This is a genomic window from Pseudomonas sp. 21LCFQ02, from assembly GCF_024129895.2.
Classification (GTDB): Bacteria; Pseudomonadota; Gammaproteobacteria; order Pseudomonadales; family Pseudomonadaceae; genus Aquipseudomonas.
Genome location: NZ_CM178749.1, coordinates 326,384 through 341,637, shown reverse-complemented (window position 1 = coordinate 341,637; position 15,254 = coordinate 326,384). Strand labels below are relative to the sequence as shown.

Genomic DNA, 15,254 nt, shown 5'->3' with positions numbered 1-15,254 from the left:
TCTTGAATGGACGTCGATTAACGATTCAGTGTTTGAGGTTGTTCAGTTGTGCGCATCGCGGGATTCTGCAAGCGTCGGGTAGTCGATGTAGCCGGCTGCACCTCCGCCATACAGAGTGGCAGGGTCGAATGCGGACAAAGCGGCATCAGTCTTGAGTCGCTCTACCAAATCCGGGTTGCCAATAAACGGACGTCCGAAGGCGATCAGATCGGCCTTGTCATCGTTGAGCCGGGAAGTCGCCAGGTTAATGTCATAGCCGTTGTTGGCGATGTAGGTATTTTTGAAGCGCTGGCGCAGGGAGCCAAAATCAAAGGGGGCGACGTCACGGGGGCCGCCAGTCGCACCTTCGACCACGTGCAGGTAAACCAGGCTTCGGGCGTTGAGTTGGTCAACGAGGTAGTCGAACTGAGCTTGCGGATCGCTGCTTGAAACGCCATTGGCAGGTGACACTGGAGAGATACGAATTCCGGTTCGTTCAGCACCGATCTCGCTGAGCACGGCATCAGTGACTTCGAGCAGCAGGCGTGCACGGTTTTCAACCGAGCCACCGTAGGCGTCAGTACGAACATTGGCGCCATCTTTCAGGAACTGATCCAGCAAATAGCCGTTGGCGCCGTGGATCTCTACGCCGTCAAACCCCGCAGTGATGGCGTTTTTTGCCGCTTGGCGAAAGTCATTAACGATCCCGGGCAACTCTTCGATATCCAGGGCCCGAGGGACTGAGGCATCGGCGAAGCCGTTGTTGACGAAGACTTTCGTCGAGGCTTGAAGGGCAGAAGGCGCTACTGGCGCTGCACCGTTTTGCTGAAGATCAACATGAGAAACGCGCCCTACATGCCACAACTGCAGGAAAATGCGTCCTCCTTCGGCGTGAACTGCATCGGTCACAGCGCGCCATCCCTCTATCTGCGCCGCTGTATAGATACCGGGCGTATCTTGATAGCCCTGTCCTTGCTGTGAGATCTGAGTGGCCTCAGCAATCAGCAGGCCTGCGGACGCTCGTTGCGCGTAGTAGGTTGCAGTGAGCTGCTGCGGCACAAAACCCGCCCCAGCGCGGTTTCGCGTCAGCGGCGCCATGACGAGTCTGTTGGAAAGCGTCAGTGAGCCAAGGGTGTAGGGCTCAAACAAGGTCTTGTCGTTCATATTGATTCCATACTCGTTGATCAAGGACCGCCATCTGCGCCCAGGAGGCAAAGATATGCTGCTGGCTTTTATGATGTCGATCGTAATCAAAAGTGTCAACTGTTTTGATTATGATCGACATCAGAGTATAGTGCGGCCTATGTTTGCCAGGCTCAGGAGTGCGCAATGAAGATCACCAAGACGCAATCACTCGCCAACCGGGCTCGCATTGTGGATACGGCTTCAGAGCTGTTTCGTGAGCGTGGATACGATGGGGTCGGTGTGACGGAGCTGATGGCCACTGCTGGCTTTACTCAGGGGGGCTTTTACAAGCACTTCGGTTCCAAGGCTGATCTGATGGCTGAAGCCGCTGAAAATAGCCTTTCGCAATCGCTTGACCGTACCCGCGACCTTGATGTTGCAGGTTTCGTAAACAGGTACGTTTCTCGGGGTCATCGAGACGGACGGGGTGAGGGCTGTACGATGGCAGCGCTGTGCGGTGACGCGGCTCGCCAATCAGAGCAATTGAAGGCGACCTTTGCCGTTGGCGTTGAAAAGATGCTGGCAGCGCTTGAGGAAAAATTTCAGGCAGGTCTGGATGCGCCGCAGCAGGACGCCAGGGCGAGAATGATCGACCTGCTGGCCCATGCAGTCGGTGCGGTCATCCTTTCTCGGGCGTGTCCGGATGACTCGGCTCTCGCGGATGAAATACTGGAAACTTGCCGTGCCGACATAATTGCATCTTTGCCAGCGAATAAACAAAGTGGCGTCTGAGCATTGCCCACGTCCTCGCTGATTCGCTTGAAGGTGCAGCCGCACGGGCAGTCGCTACTGGCCGGGTCGTGATGGATCTGGGTGTGGAAACTTTGCCGGCGCTGTTGAGTGCGGTGTCTGCATGCGCTGGGTCTAGGGGCTGATGACGTTTCATCACAACCGCGCCGAGGTCTGTTTTGTCGGCCTGCATAGGCTTCAGTCTGTTGAAGTGTGTGTGACAAAACAGCCACGGCCCTGCGGGTTGCGCCCCAAATCGCGCCATGCGTCGTTGAAGGACTTGAAAAGGGAGCGACCATTTCCTGCGTCCTTCGCCTCGCCTGACACGATTTGGCGCTGCAACGCGGCCTGCGCTGAAACGTCAACAGCCCCTAGTGCAATAACGCTTTGCGGCAAAAAAACAAAACCCCCGGTCGCCAACGCGAACCGGGGGTTTGGTCATTGCATCAAGCCGCGTGTCACTCCACGGGGCTGAACATCAAACGTTAAAGCGGAAGTGCAGCACGTCACCGTCTTTAACGATGTAATCCTTGCCTTCCAGGCGCCATTTGCCAGCCTCTTTAGCCCCAGCCTCACCCTTGAACTGAATGAAGTCGGCATACGCCACGCACTCGGCGCGAATGAAGCCTTTCTCGAAGTCGGTGTGAATCACACCGGCCGCCTGCGGCGCAGTAGCGCCGACCCGCACGGTCCAGGCACGTACTTCTTCCACGCCGGCGGTGAAGTAGGTCTGCAGGTTCAGCAGCTCGTAACCGGCACGGATGACGCGGTTCAGGCCAGGTTCTTCCAGGCCCAGGGCTTCGAGGAATTCGTCCTTCTCTTCGCCTTCGTCCAGCTCGGCGATTTCGGCTTCGATCTTGTTGCACACCGGCACCACTACCGCGCCTTCTTCTTCGGCGATGGCTTTGACGACGTCGAGAAACGGGTTGTTCTCGAAGCCGTCTTCAGCGACGTTGGCGATGTACATGACCGGCTTGCTGGTCAGCAGGTGGAAGCCACGGATCACGGCTTTCTCGTCGCTGCTCATGTTCTTCATCAGGCTGCGCGCTGGCTTGCCTTCGGTGAAGTGGGCGATGAGTTGTTCCAGCAGGGCCTTCTGGGCCACGGCGTCTTTGTCGCCGCCTTTGGCGTTGCGGGCAACTTTCTGGACCTGCTTCTCGCAGCTGTCGAGGTCAGCGAAGATCAGTTCCAGGTCGATGATTTCGATGTCACGCTTGGGGTCGACGCTGTTGGCAACGTGAATCACGTTCTCGTCTTCGAAGCAGCGCACCACATGGGCGATGGCGTCGGTTTCACGGATGTTGGCCAGGAACTTGTTGCCCAGGCCTTCGCCTTTCGAGGCACCGGCTACCAGACCTGCGATGTCGACGAATTCCATGGTGGTCGGCAGGATGCGCTTGGGGTTGACGATGGCTGCCAGGGCCGCCAGGCGCGCGTCGGGCATTGGTACGATGCCGCTGTTCGGCTCGATGGTGCAGAAGGGAAAGTTCTCTGCCGCGATGCCCGACTTGGTCAGGGCGTTGAACAGGGTGGACTTGCCGACGTTAGGCAGGCCGACGATGCCGCAATTGAATCCCATGGTGTTCCCCTCAGTTATTTGGGGGAGGCTCTAAAAACTACCTGCGTTGTCATCGCTGCGTTAAAACAGGCTCACAATGCTCATTGACCGTCAGTCAACTGCGCTTGTTCGCCTGTTTTTGCCTTGCGCTGACTGCCTCGCCTACGTTTTTAGAGGCTCCCCCTGTCAGGCCTTTTGGCTGTGCAGGGTACGCATCGCACGGCTCCAGTCGCCGGCAAGGATATCCGGCAGCACGCCGAGGGCAAAGTCGATACTGGCGTCGAGCTTTTCCTGTTCGGCGCGTGGCGCGCGACCCAGGACAAACCCTGACACCTTGCTGGCATCCCCTGGGTGGCCAATGCCGAGCCGCAGGCGATGAAATGTGTTCTGGTTGGCCATTTGCGCAATGATGTCGCGCAGGCCGTTGTGGCCGCCATGACCGCCGCCCGTCTTGAGTTTGGCGACGCCCGGCGGCAAGTCGAGTTCGTCGTGGGCCACCAGGATCTCGTCGATACCGATACGGTAGAAGCCGGCGAGTGCCGCCACGGCCTGGCCGCTGCGGTTCATGTAGGTGGTGGGAATCAACAGACGAACGTCCTGACCCTGATGCGTGAAGCGTCCGGTCAGGCCAAAGAATTTGCGCTCGGCGACGAGATTGACCCGTTGCGCCTGAGCAATACGCTCGACGAAAAAAGCCCCTGCGTTATGCCGGGTCTGTTCGTATTCGGCGCCTGGATTTCCCAGGCCAACGATCAGTTTTACGGTCACTGCAGGGGCTTCCTTCTTACAGCTGTGGATAACATCGCCGCTCTAAGGCGGCTGTGGACAAAACGGGCTCATTTACCGGTGTAAACGCTGTTTTATCACGATGCTATCTGAACAACTGCGCGTTACCGGGTAACGGGTAGCTCTTAAAACTGGCTGCTTCGCCGACGTTTTTAGAGGCACCCTAATGAAATTACTCGGCAGCAGGTTCTTCTTCAGCAGCTACACGTGGCGCGTGGACGTTGGCGATAGCCAGGTCGGTGCCGTGTGCCAGTGCTACGAACTCAACGCCTTTAGGTGCTTTGAGGTCGGACAGGTGGATAGTGGTGCCGATTTCGGCGTTACCCAGGTCAACTTCGATGAACTCAGGCAGGTCTTTCGGCAGAACGCTCACTTCCAGCTCAGTGGTAGTGTGCGAGATTTCGCCGCCTTTCTTGATCGGAGCTTCTTCGTTGATGAAGTGAACCGGTACTTTAGCGGTCAGTTTTTGACCAGCTACAACGCGAACGAAGTCAGCGTGCAGTACGTGACCCTTGGCTGGGTGACGTTGCAGGGCCTTGATGACCACGTCTTGTTTCTGGCCGCCAACGTTCAGGGCGATAACGTGAGCGTAGGACGCTTCGTTTTCCAGCAGTTTGGCCAGTTCTTTAGCCAGGATGCTGATCGACTCAGGGGCTTTGTCGCCACCGTAGACAACAGCTGGAACCAGGCTGGCGATACGACGCAGGCGGCGGCTCGCACCTTTCCCCAGGTCGGAACGCGCTTCAGCATTCAGATTGAAATCAGTCATTTTGGATCTCCAAAGTAGCCAATCATCCTGACGTTTGCGACCAGCGTCAGGCGATATGGGCAAAAAAGCCCCGCCTTGGCCAGATGACCAGGGCGGGGCGCTTTTCGTCGACGAGATGCACGCTGAAAGCTGTTGGCTCTTAGCGGAACATCGCGCTGATCGATTCTTCATTGCTGATGCGGCGAACCGCTTCAGCCACCACCGGCGCGATATCCAGTTGACGGATACGGCTGCAGGCTTGTGCTGCGGCAGACAACGGGATGGTGTTGGTCACCACCAGTTCGTCGAGCACGGAATTTTCAATGTTTTCGATGGCCCGACCCGACAGCACAGGGTGTGTGCAGTAGGCGAATACCTTGGCCGCGCCGTGCTCTTTCAGAGCTTTGGCTGCATGGCACAGGGTACCGGCAGTATCGACCATGTCGTCGACGAGGATGCAGGTGCGTCCTTCAACGTCGCCAATGATATGCATCACTTCAGAGTGATTGGCTTTCTCACGGCGTTTGTCGATGATGCCGAGATCGACACCCAGCGACTTGGCAACAGCACGTGCACGCACGACGCCGCCGATGTCCGGGGAAACGATCATCAGGTTTTCGAAGCGCTGGTCTTCGATATCGTCCACCAGAACTGGCGAACCGTAGATGTTATCTACCGGAATATCGAAGAAGCCCTGGATCTGGTCAGCATGCAGGTCAACGGTCAGAACGCGGTCGATACCCACAACGGTGAGCATGTCGGCGACGACCTTGGCACTGATTGCCACACGTGCGGAACGCGGACGGCGATCCTGGCGGGCATAACCAAAGTAGGGGATCACAGCAGTGATTCGCGATGCTGAGGAGCGGCGGAAGGCATCAGCCATCACGACGAGTTCCATCAGGTTATCGTTGGTCGGAGCGCAAGTCGGCTGAATAATGAAAACGTCTTTACCGCGAACGTTTTCATTGATCTCAGTGCTGATCTCGCCGTCGGAGAATTTACCGACAGAGACGTCACCGAGAGGGATATGCAGCTGACGTACAACACGCCGAGCCAGATCGGGGTTGGCATTCCCCGTAAAGACCATCATCTTGGACACGCGCAGTACCTGGAGGCTGTGAGTAACCTGGATGAGATAGGAAAATGGCAGGGGCGGCTGGATTCGAACCAACGCATGGCAGGATCAAAACCTGCTGCCTTACCGCTTGGCGACGCCCCTGTAGTGGTGGTGCTCTCGAGTGCCTGGCACTCTGTTCCTCTAAAGACCCTGTAGCTTGCGGTGCAACATCGAAACGTTGCTGCCTTTGGCTACAAATCCTGTAAGGGGATCTGAAAGAAGGGCCGAGACTTTATCAGCTTCAGCTTTGTTTGGGAAGGCCCCAAACACGCAACCTCCAGTTCCAGTCAGTTTGGCTTCGGTGTATTTACCTAGCCATTTCAAGGCGTTATGTACTTCTGGATAACGTCTTTCAACCACTGCCTGACAGTCATTTCGACCGTTTCCCTCGGGAACGGGGCGCACTTTAATGGGCTTGGAATCACGTGTCAACAATGGATCGGAAAATATTTCTACTGTACTTACAGAGACTTGTGGCACAACCACCAGATACCAAGGCTCGTCGGGTTCCACGGGGGTGAGGATTTCACCCACGCCTTCGGCAAATGCCGCGTGACCACGGACGAACACCGGCACGTCGGCGCCCAGGCTCAGGCCCAGTTTTGCCAGCGCGTCATGGTCCAGGCCCAGTTGCCAGAGGTGGTTCAAGGCGAGCAGGGTGGTGGCGGCGTCGGAGCTGCCGCCGCCGATGCCGCCGCCCATGGGCAAGCGCTTCTCCAGCCAAATGTCGATGCCCAGCGGGCAACCGGACTGCGCTTGCAGGGCGCGGGCGGCGCGCACGATCAGATTGCTGTCGTGAGGCACGCCGGGAATTTCGGTGTTGAGGATGATCTGGCCGTCATCGCGCAGCGCATAACCCAGCTCGTCACCGTAGTCGACGAACTGAAACAGGGTCTGCAACTGGTGGTAGCCGTCGGCGCGGCGGCCGAGAATGTGCAGCATCAGGTTGAGCTTGGCCGGGGCGGGCAGCCACAGTGGTGCGTCAGTCATTGGTTTACTGCCCCAGCTTGCGTGGTTGCCAGTCTTTGATTACCAGGGTCACGTCCAGATCCTGGCCGTGCAGCTTGACCCGCTCGGGCAGCCAGAAGCCGTTCTGCTCGATGTAGCTGAGGTACTCGACCTGCCAGCCGTCTTGTTCGAGGCTGGCCAGTCGGCTGTCGTCATCCAGGGTCAGACGGCTCTTGGTCTCCGGTGCTGGCAGGCCGCGCACCCACCAGACCAGATGCGAGACTGGCAGTTTCCAGCCCAGTTGCTCCTCCAGCAGGCCTTCCGGGGTGGTCGCTTCGAAGCGCCCCTGGTTGGCAACTTCCAGGGCTACGCTGCCAGGGCGGCCGGTCAGACGAGCCGCGCCGCGACCCAGCGGGCCGGACAGGCGGATATCGTAGTAATCCTGGCGTTGCAGCCAGAACAGCGTGCCGCTGCCCGAATCTTTGGGCGCGCGAATGCCGACCTTGCCGTTGATCTGCCAGCCATCGAGGGTGCTGAGCTGTTGTTTATGCAATCCCCACTGCTGGGAGTTGCCTTTGCCTTGCAGGGCTTCGCGCGAGCCAATACCGGCGCAGCCGGCGAGCAGGGCGATGAAACTGAATACGATGAGATTGCGTAAAAACATAGTCATCTCTGGGTTATGAGATTGATCTGGAGCGACTGGCCGGCGTTCGGTTCCAACCGTGATGTAGCTTGGTTCGACGGTAGGAACTCGTCTATCGCCCCGGTGCCGCGCTGTCGCGTAGCAAACACGGGGCCTTGTAGGAGCAGCTTTAGCTGCGAAGCCTTTCGCGGCTAATAGCCGCTCCTACGAGGTTCACCTCAGCCTTGGGTTCAGAGTTTTTCGGAGCCGGTCAGGCGTTGCACGGTGCTGCGCAAAACCGGGCTGTCGGGTTGCTCTTCAAAGGCTTTGGCCCAGACCTGGCGCGCCTCGCGCTCTTTGCCCCGCGCCCAAAGCACTTCGCCCAGGTGGGCGGCGACTTCATGGTCGGGGAAACGCTCCAGTGCCAGGCGCAGCAGGCGCTCGGCTTCTTCGAGGTTGCCGAGGCGGAAGCTCACCCAGCCGAGGCTGTCGAGCACGGCCGGGTCATCAGGGTTGATGATGTGGGCTTTTTCGATCAGAGCCTTGGCTTCTTCATAGCGGGTAGTGCGATCGGCCAGGGTGTAGCCCAGCGCATTGAGCGCCATGGCGTTTTCCGGGTCGCGCTTGAGGATGGCCCGCAGGTCGGTTTCAAGCTGCGCCAGATTGTCGCGTTTTTCCGCGAGCATGGCCCGGGTATACAGCAGGTTCATGTCGTCCGGGAACTGTTTCAGTGCGCTGTTGAGCACCTGCCAGCCACGCTCGGGATGATTGTTGGCGGTCTGGGTCTCGGCCTCGATCAGGTACAGCTGGATGGCGTAGTCCGGCTGGTTGTCGCGGGCTTCTTTCAGGCGCCGCGAGGCCTCGGCAGCGTTGCCATTGCTGATCAGGATATCGGCCTGGCGCAACTGCGCCGGCAGAAACTCCTGGCTCGGCCCTACTTGCGCATATTCATCCAGGGCACTTTGCGGGTCGTCACGCTCTTCAAAGATACGCCCCAGGTTCAGGTGCGCGGTGTCGACATGGGCGTCGCGGGCGACCAGTTCTTCGAGATAACCGGCGGCTTCGTCCCAGGCCTTGGCTTCCAGACACACCAGTGCCAGCGACAGGCGCAGGTCATCGTCGTCAGGGTATTGCTGCAACAGGTTGGCGAACTGCGCCTTGGCGTCGGTCATGCGGTCCTGTTCGACCAGCATGCGCGCGTAGGTCAGGCGCAGGCGCTTCTCGTCGGGGTATTTCTTGAGGCTTTTTTCCAGGATCGATAAGCCTTCCTTGCCGCGCCCCAGGCTTTGCAGCAGGCGGGTACGCAACAGGATCGGGGCAATCTCGCCGTCTTTGGGCGGGTTGTCTTCAAGCAGCTTGAGCGACTGTTCAGAGTCGCCGTTCTGCTGCAGCAGCAGGGCCTTGCCGAACACCAGTTGGCCATTGTTGGGGTATTTGGCCAGCAGCCGGTCGAAGCTCTTGATCAGTGCATTGCGAGTGTCGGAGTCGGTTTCGGCGGCCGCCAGCGCAAGGAAATCAAAATGCGTGTCGCCCTGCCCCTGCAGAACCCGCTCCATATAACGCATCGAGTCGTCGTAACGACCGGCGCGGGCCAGTTGAATGGCGGCTGCGCGTTGCGACTCGAGATTTTCCGGGTTATTGCGCGCCCAGATCAGTGCGGTATCCAGCGCCGCGTCATCGGCACCGACGTATTCTGCGATACGAAAGGCGCGTTCGGAGACGGCCGGATCCTGGGTGGTCGCCGCCTGAGACACGTAGTTGTCCAGGGCAATATCGAAGCGATTGCGTTGCCCAGCCAGTTCGGCCACCAGCAGGCTGTACATCGTCTCCTGGGTGAACGAGCCGTACACCACCGGCTTTTCAGCCGGTGCCGGGGTCGGTTCTTTCTGGGCCTGCGCCGAAGGTGTGTCGACCGGAGCCAAAGACTGACATCCGCCGAGCATGACGAGGGCGAGGAACAACGCGGGGGATTTATTCATATATAAGAGAGGCGGCTTACCTGCGGTTTGGACCATCATGACACAAGGCTGTCGGCAAAACCCACAGCGGCTTTAAAAAACCGGAGCCCCCGCCGGTGCCGGTATTTCAGGGGCAATTGGCCGGATTTCTAGTGGGACAATAATCTACGGTGGTTGTTCTAATCCTGGCTAAGTAGGACAATTGCTGGCTTCACGTCACCACCAGCGACCCTGAATGGCCTTCCTTGCACTTGGTATCAACCATAAGACTGCCTCAGTAGACGTGCGCGAGCGCGTGGCATTTACGCCTGAGCAGTTGGTTGAGGCCCTGCAACAGCTCTGCCGCCTGACTGACAGCAGCGAAGCAGCAATCCTGTCGACCTGCAACCGCAGCGAGTTGTACATCGCCCATGAACACCTGAGCGCCGACGCCGTGCTGGGCTGGCTGGCCAGTTACCACCAGCTTAGCCTCGAAGAGTTACAGGCGAGTGCTTATGTGCATCAGGATGATTCCGCCGTACGGCATATGATGCGCGTCGCCTCCGGGCTCGACTCGCTGGTGCTGGGCGAGCCGCAGATTCTCGGCCAGATGAAATCCGCCTATGCCGTGGCCCGTGAGGCCGGTACGGTGGGGCCGCTGCTCGGCCGGCTGTTTCAGGCCACCTTCAGCGCCGCCAAGCAGGTGCGTACTGACACGGCCATTGGTGAAAACCCGGTGTCAGTGGCCTTTGCTGCGGTCAGCCTGGCCAAGCAGATCTTCAGTGACCTGCAACGCAGCCAGGCGTTGCTGATCGGCGCCGGCGAGACCATCACCCTGGTTGCTCGCCACCTGCGCGATCTGGGCGTCAAACGTATCGTGGTCGCCAACCGGACCCTGGAGCGCGCCAGCATTCTGGCCGCCGAGTTCGGCGCCCATGCGGTGCTGCTTTCGGATATCCCGGCCGAGCTGGTCAACAGCGATATCGTCATCAGTTCCACCGCCAGTCAGTTGCCGATTCTGGGCAAGGGCGCGGTTGAAAGTGCACTGAAGCTGCGCAAGCACAAGCCGATCTTCATGGTCGATATCGCCGTGCCGCGGGATATCGAGGCCCAGGTCGGTGAGCTGGACGACGTCTACCTGTATACCGTCGACGACCTGCACGAAGTGGTCGCGGAAAACCTCAAGTCACGCCAGGGCGCCGCGCTGGCCGCCGAAGCGCTGGTCGAGGTCGGTGCCGAAGAGTTCATGTCACGGCTGCGCGAACTGGCGGCGGTCGATGTGCTCAAGGCCTATCGTCAGCAGAGCGAACGCCTGCGCGATGAAGAACTGAGCAAGGCCCAGCGCCTGCTGGCCAATGGCGGTAATGCCGAGGAAATCCTTGTGCAACTGGCCCGTGGCCTGACCAACAAGCTGCTGCATGCGCCAAGTGTGCAGCTCAAGAAGCTGTCTGCCGAAGGCCGCCTCGATGCGCTGGCCATGGCCCAGGAACTATTCGCCCTCGGTGAGGGCTCGACGGATAAATCCCCGCAATGAAAGCTTCACTGCTCAATAAGCTGGACGTGCTCAACGACCGGTTCGAGGAACTGACCGCGCTGCTCGGCGACGCGGAAGTCATCAGCGACCAGACCAAATTCCGTGCCTATTCGCGTGAATACGCCGAAGTGGAGCCGGTCATCGAGACCTATAAGCAGCGTCTGAAGGTGCTGGCTGATCTTGACGGCGCCCAGGCGCTGCTCAAGGACAGCGACCCGGACATGCGTGAAATGGCCGTCGAAGAGGTGCGCGAAGGCAAGCTGCAATTGCAGGCGCTCGAAGAGCAACTGCAACGCATGTTGCTGCCCAAAGACCCTAACGACGGGCGTAACGTGTTTCTGGAAATTCGCGCCGGCACCGGCGGTGACGAGGCGGCGATTTTTTCCGGCGACCTGTTCCGGATGTATTCGCGTTACGCCGAGCGGCGTGGCTGGCGGGTCGAGGTTTTGTCCGAGAACGAAGGCGAGCACGGCGGCTACAAAGAAATCATTGCCCGCGTCGAGGGCGACAGTGTCTATGGCAAGCTCAAGTTCGAGTCCGGTGCGCACCGTGTCCAGCGCGTGCCGGAAACCGAATCCCAGGGTCGCATCCACACCTCGGCCTGCACCGTGGCAGTGCTCGCCGAGCCTGATGAACAGCAGGCCATCGAGATCAACCCGGCAGAATTGCGCGTCGACACCTACCGTGCCTCGGGGGCCGGTGGTCAGCACGTCAACAAGACCGATTCGGCGATCCGCATCACCCACTTGCCTACCGGTATCGTGGTCGAGTGCCAGGAAGAGCGTTCGCAACACAAGAACCGCGCCCGGGCAATGTCGTGGTTGTCTGCCAAACTCAACGACATGCAAAGCAGTGCGGCGGCCAACGCCATTGCCACCGAGCGCAAGCTGCTGGTCGGCTCAGGCGACCGTTCCGAGCGCATTCGCACCTACAACTATCCGCAAGGCCGGGTGACCGACCATCGGATCAATCTCACCTTGTATTCGCTGGATGAAGTTTTGGCCGGTGGAGTCGATGCAGTGATAGAACCATTGCTTGCCGAATACCAGGCAGACCAACTCGCGGCACTGGGTGAATAAATGACCATCATCGCCAGCCTGTTAAGAAGTGCTGAACTTCCCGATTCTCCGACGGCGCGTCTGGACGCCGAGTTGCTGCTGGCAGCGGCACTGGGCAAACCGCGCAGCTTTCTGCACACCTGGCCAGAGCGGATCGTCAGCAGCGAGGCGGCCCAGGCGTTCTCGGGTTACTTGGAGCGCCGCCGCAGCGGTGAGCCGGTGGCCTATATCCTGGGCCAGCAAGGCTTCTGGAAGCTGGATCTGGAGGTGGCGCCGCATACGCTGATTCCGCGTCCTGAAACCGAGATGCTGGTGGAGGCCGCTCTGGAGCAGGTCCCGCCCTTCGCGTCGGCCAGTGTGCTCGATCTGGGCACCGGCAGCGGGGCGATCGCCCTGGCGCTGGCCAATGAAAAGCGCAACTGGCGGGTTACCGCTGTCGACCGAGTACCGGAAGCGGTGGCGCTGGCCGAGCGCAATCGCCAGCGCCTGCACCTGGACAATGCCAAGGTCCTGCAGAGTCATTGGTTCGAGGCGCTGGGTGATGAGCGTTTCGATTTGATCATCAGCAATCCGCCTTATATCGCCGATACCGATCCGCACCTGAGCCAGGGCGACGTGCGCTTTGAACCCAGCAGCGCGCTGACCTCCGGTGGCGATGGCCTGGATGACATCCGGGTGATCATTGCCCAGGCCGTGGAGCATCTGAACCCCGCTGGCTGGTTGATGCTTGAACACGGCTATGACCAGGGCGCTGCGGTGCGCGAGTTGCTGGTCGAGCATGGCTATCAGCGCGTACAGACCCGCCGCGATCTGGGTGATCACGAGCGCATCAGCTTCGGATGCCTGCCGTGCTGAGTGACCAAGAGCTGCTGCGTTACAGCCGGCAGATTCTCCTGCAACACGTGGATATCGACGGCCAGTTGCGCCTGAAGGCCAGCCGTGTACTGATCGTCGGCCTGGGCGGGCTGGGCTCGCCGGTGGCGCTGTATCTGGCGGCGGCAGGGGTCGGCGAGTTGCATCTGGCGGACTTCGACAGCGTCGACCTGACCAATCTGCAACGCCAGGTCATTCACGATAGCCACAGTGTCGGGGTGCTCAAGGTTGACTCGGCAATGACCCGGCTGGCGGCGATCAATCCGCTGGTCACGCTGGTGCCGCATCGTCAGGCACTGGATGCCGATTCGCTGGCGGCCGTAATCGCCGGGGTCGATCTGGTACTCGATTGCTGCGACAACTTCTCCACCCGCGAGGCGGTCAATGCCGCCTGTGTCGCCGCCGGCAAACCGCTGGTCAGCGGGGCGGCGATTCGTCAGGAAGGGCAGCTGTCGGTATTTGACCCACGCCGTGCCGAGAGTCCGTGTTACCACTGCCTGTACGGCCACGGCAGCGATACCGAACTGACCTGCAGCGAAGCCGGGGTCATCGGCCCGCTGGTGGGGCTGGTCGGCAGCCTGCAAGCCCTTGAGGCGCTGAAACTATTGGCCGGCTTTGGCGAGCCGATGGTCGGCCGGTTGTTGTTGATCGACGCGCTGGGCACGCGCTTTCGCGAGCTGAAAGTGCGCCGTGATCCGGCTTGTGCCGTGTGTGGTTCATGACTGAGGTGCAGATGAGCCATGCTCGCCAAGCGCCGGTGGCGGTGTTCGACTCCGGGGTTGGCGGCCTGTCGGTGCTGGCCGAGATCCGCCGCCTGTTGCCGGCCGAGTCGTTGTATTACCTTGCCGATGCCGGGCATGTGCCCTACGGCGAGAAAAGCCCCGAGTTCATTGTCCAGCGCTGCATGAGCATCGCCGGTTTTTTCCATGCCCAGGGCGCCAAGGCGCTGGTGCTGGCGTGTAACACGGCCACTGCCGCCGCTGCTGCGCAACTGCGTGAGCGCTACCCGGACTGGCCGCTGGTGGCCATGGAGCCTGCCGTCAAACCGGCGGCCGCCGCGACCCGCAGTGGCGTGGTGGGGGTGCTGGCGACCACCGGTACGTTGCAGAGTGCTCGATTCGCCGCCTTGCTCGACCGTTTTGCCGGTGATGTGCGGGTCGTGACCCAGCCGTGCCCCGGACTGGTGGAACTGATCGAAACCGGCGAGCTGCATGGCCCGGCCATTACCCGGCTGCTGCAACGCTACGTCGAGCCGCTGCTGGCACAAGGTTGTGACACCCTGATTCTGGGCTGTACCCACTATCCGTTTCTTAAACCGCTGCTGCGCCAGATGCTGCCAGCGCACATCAGCCTGATCGACACCGGGGCTGCGGTAGCCCGCCAGTTGCAGCGCCTGCTCGAGCAACGTGAGCTGACGGCGCAGGGGCCGGCTCGGCCAACTCAGTTCTGGACCAGTGGCGATTCGGACAACTTCAGAAAAATCTTACCTACCCTATGGAAAAGCGCCGACAGTGTGCAAAGCTTCAACTTGTAAAAAAAATGTGAAATTCTGTTGGCGCGACTGAACTAATGTTTGGTTACAGATTTCTATCTACAGGTCTGCAAGCTTCAAAAAACTATAACGGCGTGATTATTCAGGGATGTTTCTGATGAAACGACTTTTTAGCGTGGCTGTGTTTGCAGCTGCCATGATGGGGCAGGTTTGCGTTGCACAGGCTGATGGTGCGGAGTTCTCCGTGGGTTATACCGGTGAGTCGACCATGACCTATCGGTTGGGCGTGCAGTTCGATTGGGACAAGAGCTGGCTGCAAAGCGATGTCGGCCGCCTGACCGGTTACTGGGATGCGGCCTATACGTTCTGGGACGGTGACAAATACAAGGACAACCACTCGCTGTCGTTCTCGCCAGTGTTTGTGTATGAATTCGCCGGCAACAGCGTCAAGCCTTACATTGAGGCCGGTATTGGTATTGCGGGCTTCTCCAATACCCAGATCGAAGGTAACAAGCTGGGCAGTTCGTTCAACTTTGAAGACCGCATCGGCTTCGGCCTGCGTTTTGCCGGTGGTCATGAAGTGGGCATCCGCGCCACCCATTACTCCAACGCCGGCCTCAAACAGCCGAACGACGGGATTGAAAGCTACGCGCTGCATTACAAGCTGCCGTTCTGATACCGCCCA

At 59.6% G+C, this 15,254-nt stretch carries 15 protein-coding genes and 1 tRNA gene; 7 read left to right on the top strand and 9 right to left on the bottom strand.

Features of this window, described 5'->3' with window-relative positions:
- Positions 1-42 precede the first annotated feature (42 nt).
- Positions 43-1,143 carry an alkene reductase gene (locus NJC40_RS01635; RefSeq protein WP_253140582.1) on the bottom strand — a complete coding sequence of 367 codons (1,101 nt, stop codon included), beginning with the start codon at positions 1,141-1,143 and terminating at the stop codon, positions 43-45.
- Positions 1,144-1,308: 165 nt separating this feature from the next.
- On the opposite strand from NJC40_RS01635, the gene NJC40_RS01630 reads away from it, so the two are divergent.
- On the top strand, positions 1,309-1,896 hold the full coding sequence (locus tag NJC40_RS01630) for a TetR/AcrR family transcriptional regulator (protein WP_045483225.1): 588 nt from the start codon (positions 1,309-1,311) through the stop codon (positions 1,894-1,896).
- Positions 1,897-2,371: 475 nt separating this feature from the next.
- On the opposite strand, the gene ychF is transcribed toward NJC40_RS01630, so the two are convergent.
- The 8 genes from ychF to NJC40_RS01590 all read right to left on the bottom strand — a co-directional run bounded on the left by ychF (position 2,372) and on the right by NJC40_RS01590 (position 9,654).
- Positions 2,372-3,472 (bottom strand): redox-regulated ATPase YchF, encoded by a 1,101-nt coding sequence (gene ychF / locus NJC40_RS01625; protein ID WP_045483222.1) that lies wholly within the window; start codon positions 3,470-3,472, stop codon positions 2,372-2,374.
- A gap of 165 nt (positions 3,473-3,637) precedes the next feature.
- The gene (gene pth, locus NJC40_RS01620) at positions 3,638-4,219 is read right to left on the bottom strand and encodes an aminoacyl-tRNA hydrolase (protein WP_045483219.1); all 582 of its coding nucleotides are present in this window, start codon (positions 4,217-4,219) and stop codon (positions 3,638-3,640) included.
- A 190-nt stretch (positions 4,220-4,409) separates the two neighbouring features.
- Positions 4,410-5,006: a 50S ribosomal protein L25/general stress protein Ctc gene (locus tag NJC40_RS01615; protein WP_045483216.1), complete on the bottom strand. Its 597-nt coding sequence runs from the start codon at positions 5,004-5,006 to the stop codon at positions 4,410-4,412.
- A gap of 139 nt (positions 5,007-5,145) precedes the next feature.
- The gene (locus NJC40_RS01610) at positions 5,146-6,087 is read right to left on the bottom strand and encodes a ribose-phosphate pyrophosphokinase (RefSeq protein ID WP_002552145.1); all 942 of its coding nucleotides are present in this window, start codon (positions 6,085-6,087) and stop codon (positions 5,146-5,148) included.
- 45 nt (positions 6,088-6,132) lie between these two features.
- A tRNA-Gln gene (locus tag NJC40_RS01605) sits at positions 6,133-6,207 on the bottom strand.
- A 39-nt stretch (positions 6,208-6,246) separates the two neighbouring features.
- Complete coding sequence (gene ispE / locus NJC40_RS01600) at positions 6,247-7,095, bottom strand: 4-(cytidine 5'-diphospho)-2-C-methyl-D-erythritol kinase (protein WP_045483214.1); 849 nt, start codon at positions 7,093-7,095, stop codon at positions 6,247-6,249.
- Positions 7,096-7,099: 4 nt separating this feature from the next.
- A complete protein-coding gene (lolB, locus tag NJC40_RS01595) occupies positions 7,100-7,717 on the bottom strand; it encodes a lipoprotein insertase outer membrane protein LolB (protein WP_045483211.1) in 618 nt (205 codons plus the stop codon).
- A 209-nt stretch (positions 7,718-7,926) separates the two neighbouring features.
- Positions 7,927-9,654: a tetratricopeptide repeat protein gene (locus tag NJC40_RS01590; RefSeq protein ID WP_253140581.1), complete on the bottom strand. Its 1,728-nt coding sequence runs from the start codon at positions 9,652-9,654 to the stop codon at positions 7,927-7,929.
- 214 nt (positions 9,655-9,868) lie between these two features.
- Between NJC40_RS01590 and hemA the strand changes: the two genes are divergently transcribed.
- The 6 genes from hemA to NJC40_RS01560 all read left to right on the top strand — a co-directional run bounded on the left by hemA (position 9,869) and on the right by NJC40_RS01560 (position 15,245).
- Positions 9,869-11,146, top strand: coding sequence for a glutamyl-tRNA reductase (hemA, locus tag NJC40_RS01585; protein WP_045483205.1), 1,278 nt, complete (start codon positions 9,869-9,871; stop codon positions 11,144-11,146).
- Positions 11,143-12,225, top strand: coding sequence for a peptide chain release factor 1 (prfA, locus tag NJC40_RS01580; protein ID WP_045483203.1), 1,083 nt, complete (start codon positions 11,143-11,145; stop codon positions 12,223-12,225). Before hemA ends, prfA begins: the two co-directional genes overlap by 4 nt.
- Positions 12,226-13,059, top strand: a complete 834-nt coding sequence (gene prmC, locus NJC40_RS01575) for a peptide chain release factor N(5)-glutamine methyltransferase (RefSeq protein ID WP_253140580.1) — start codon at positions 12,226-12,228, stop codon at positions 13,057-13,059.
- The gene (locus tag NJC40_RS01570; protein ID WP_162484332.1) at positions 13,053-13,799 is read left to right on the top strand and encodes a molybdopterin-synthase adenylyltransferase MoeB; all 747 of its coding nucleotides are present in this window, start codon (positions 13,053-13,055) and stop codon (positions 13,797-13,799) included. The genes prmC and NJC40_RS01570 overlap by 7 nt, the downstream gene beginning before the upstream one ends.
- Positions 13,796-14,611, top strand: coding sequence for a glutamate racemase (gene murI / locus NJC40_RS01565; RefSeq protein ID WP_253111723.1), 816 nt, complete (start codon positions 13,796-13,798; stop codon positions 14,609-14,611). The genes NJC40_RS01570 and murI overlap by 4 nt, the downstream gene beginning before the upstream one ends.
- A 115-nt stretch (positions 14,612-14,726) precedes the next feature.
- Entirely contained in the window at positions 14,727-15,245 is a 519-nt protein-coding gene (locus NJC40_RS01560) for an acyloxyacyl hydrolase (protein ID WP_045493787.1), read from the top strand.
- Positions 15,246-15,254: the final 9 nt, after the last annotated feature.

Excerpts from the sequence above, each read along its gene's own strand:
- NJC40_RS01635 (WP_253140582.1), bottom strand. The coding sequence starts at position 1,143 with ATGAACGACAAGACCTTGTTTGAGCCCTACACCCTTGGCTCACTGACG.
- NJC40_RS01630 (WP_045483225.1), top strand. The coding sequence starts at position 1,309 with ATGAAGATCACCAAGACGCAATCACTCGCCAACCGGGCTCGCATTGTG.
- ychF (WP_045483222.1), bottom strand. The coding sequence starts at position 3,472 with ATGGGATTCAATTGCGGCATCGTCGGCCTGCCTAACGTCGGCAAGTCC.
- NJC40_RS01615 (WP_045483216.1), bottom strand. The coding sequence starts at position 5,006 with ATGACTGATTTCAATCTGAATGCTGAAGCGCGTTCCGACCTGGGGAAA.
- ispE (WP_045483214.1), bottom strand. The coding sequence starts at position 7,095 with ATGACTGACGCACCACTGTGGCTGCCCGCCCCGGCCAAGCTCAACCTG.
- lolB (WP_045483211.1), bottom strand. The coding sequence starts at position 7,717 with ATGTTTTTACGCAATCTCATCGTATTCAGTTTCATCGCCCTGCTCGCC.
- NJC40_RS01590 (WP_253140581.1), bottom strand. The coding sequence starts at position 9,654 with ATGAATAAATCCCCCGCGTTGTTCCTCGCCCTCGTCATGCTCGGCGGA.
- hemA (WP_045483205.1), top strand. The coding sequence starts at position 9,869 with ATGGCCTTCCTTGCACTTGGTATCAACCATAAGACTGCCTCAGTAGAC.
- prfA (WP_045483203.1), top strand. The coding sequence starts at position 11,143 with ATGAAAGCTTCACTGCTCAATAAGCTGGACGTGCTCAACGACCGGTTC.
- prmC (WP_253140580.1), top strand. The coding sequence starts at position 12,226 with ATGACCATCATCGCCAGCCTGTTAAGAAGTGCTGAACTTCCCGATTCT.
- murI (WP_253111723.1), top strand. The coding sequence starts at position 13,796 with ATGACTGAGGTGCAGATGAGCCATGCTCGCCAAGCGCCGGTGGCGGTG.
- NJC40_RS01560 (WP_045493787.1), top strand. The coding sequence starts at position 14,727 with ATGAAACGACTTTTTAGCGTGGCTGTGTTTGCAGCTGCCATGATGGGG.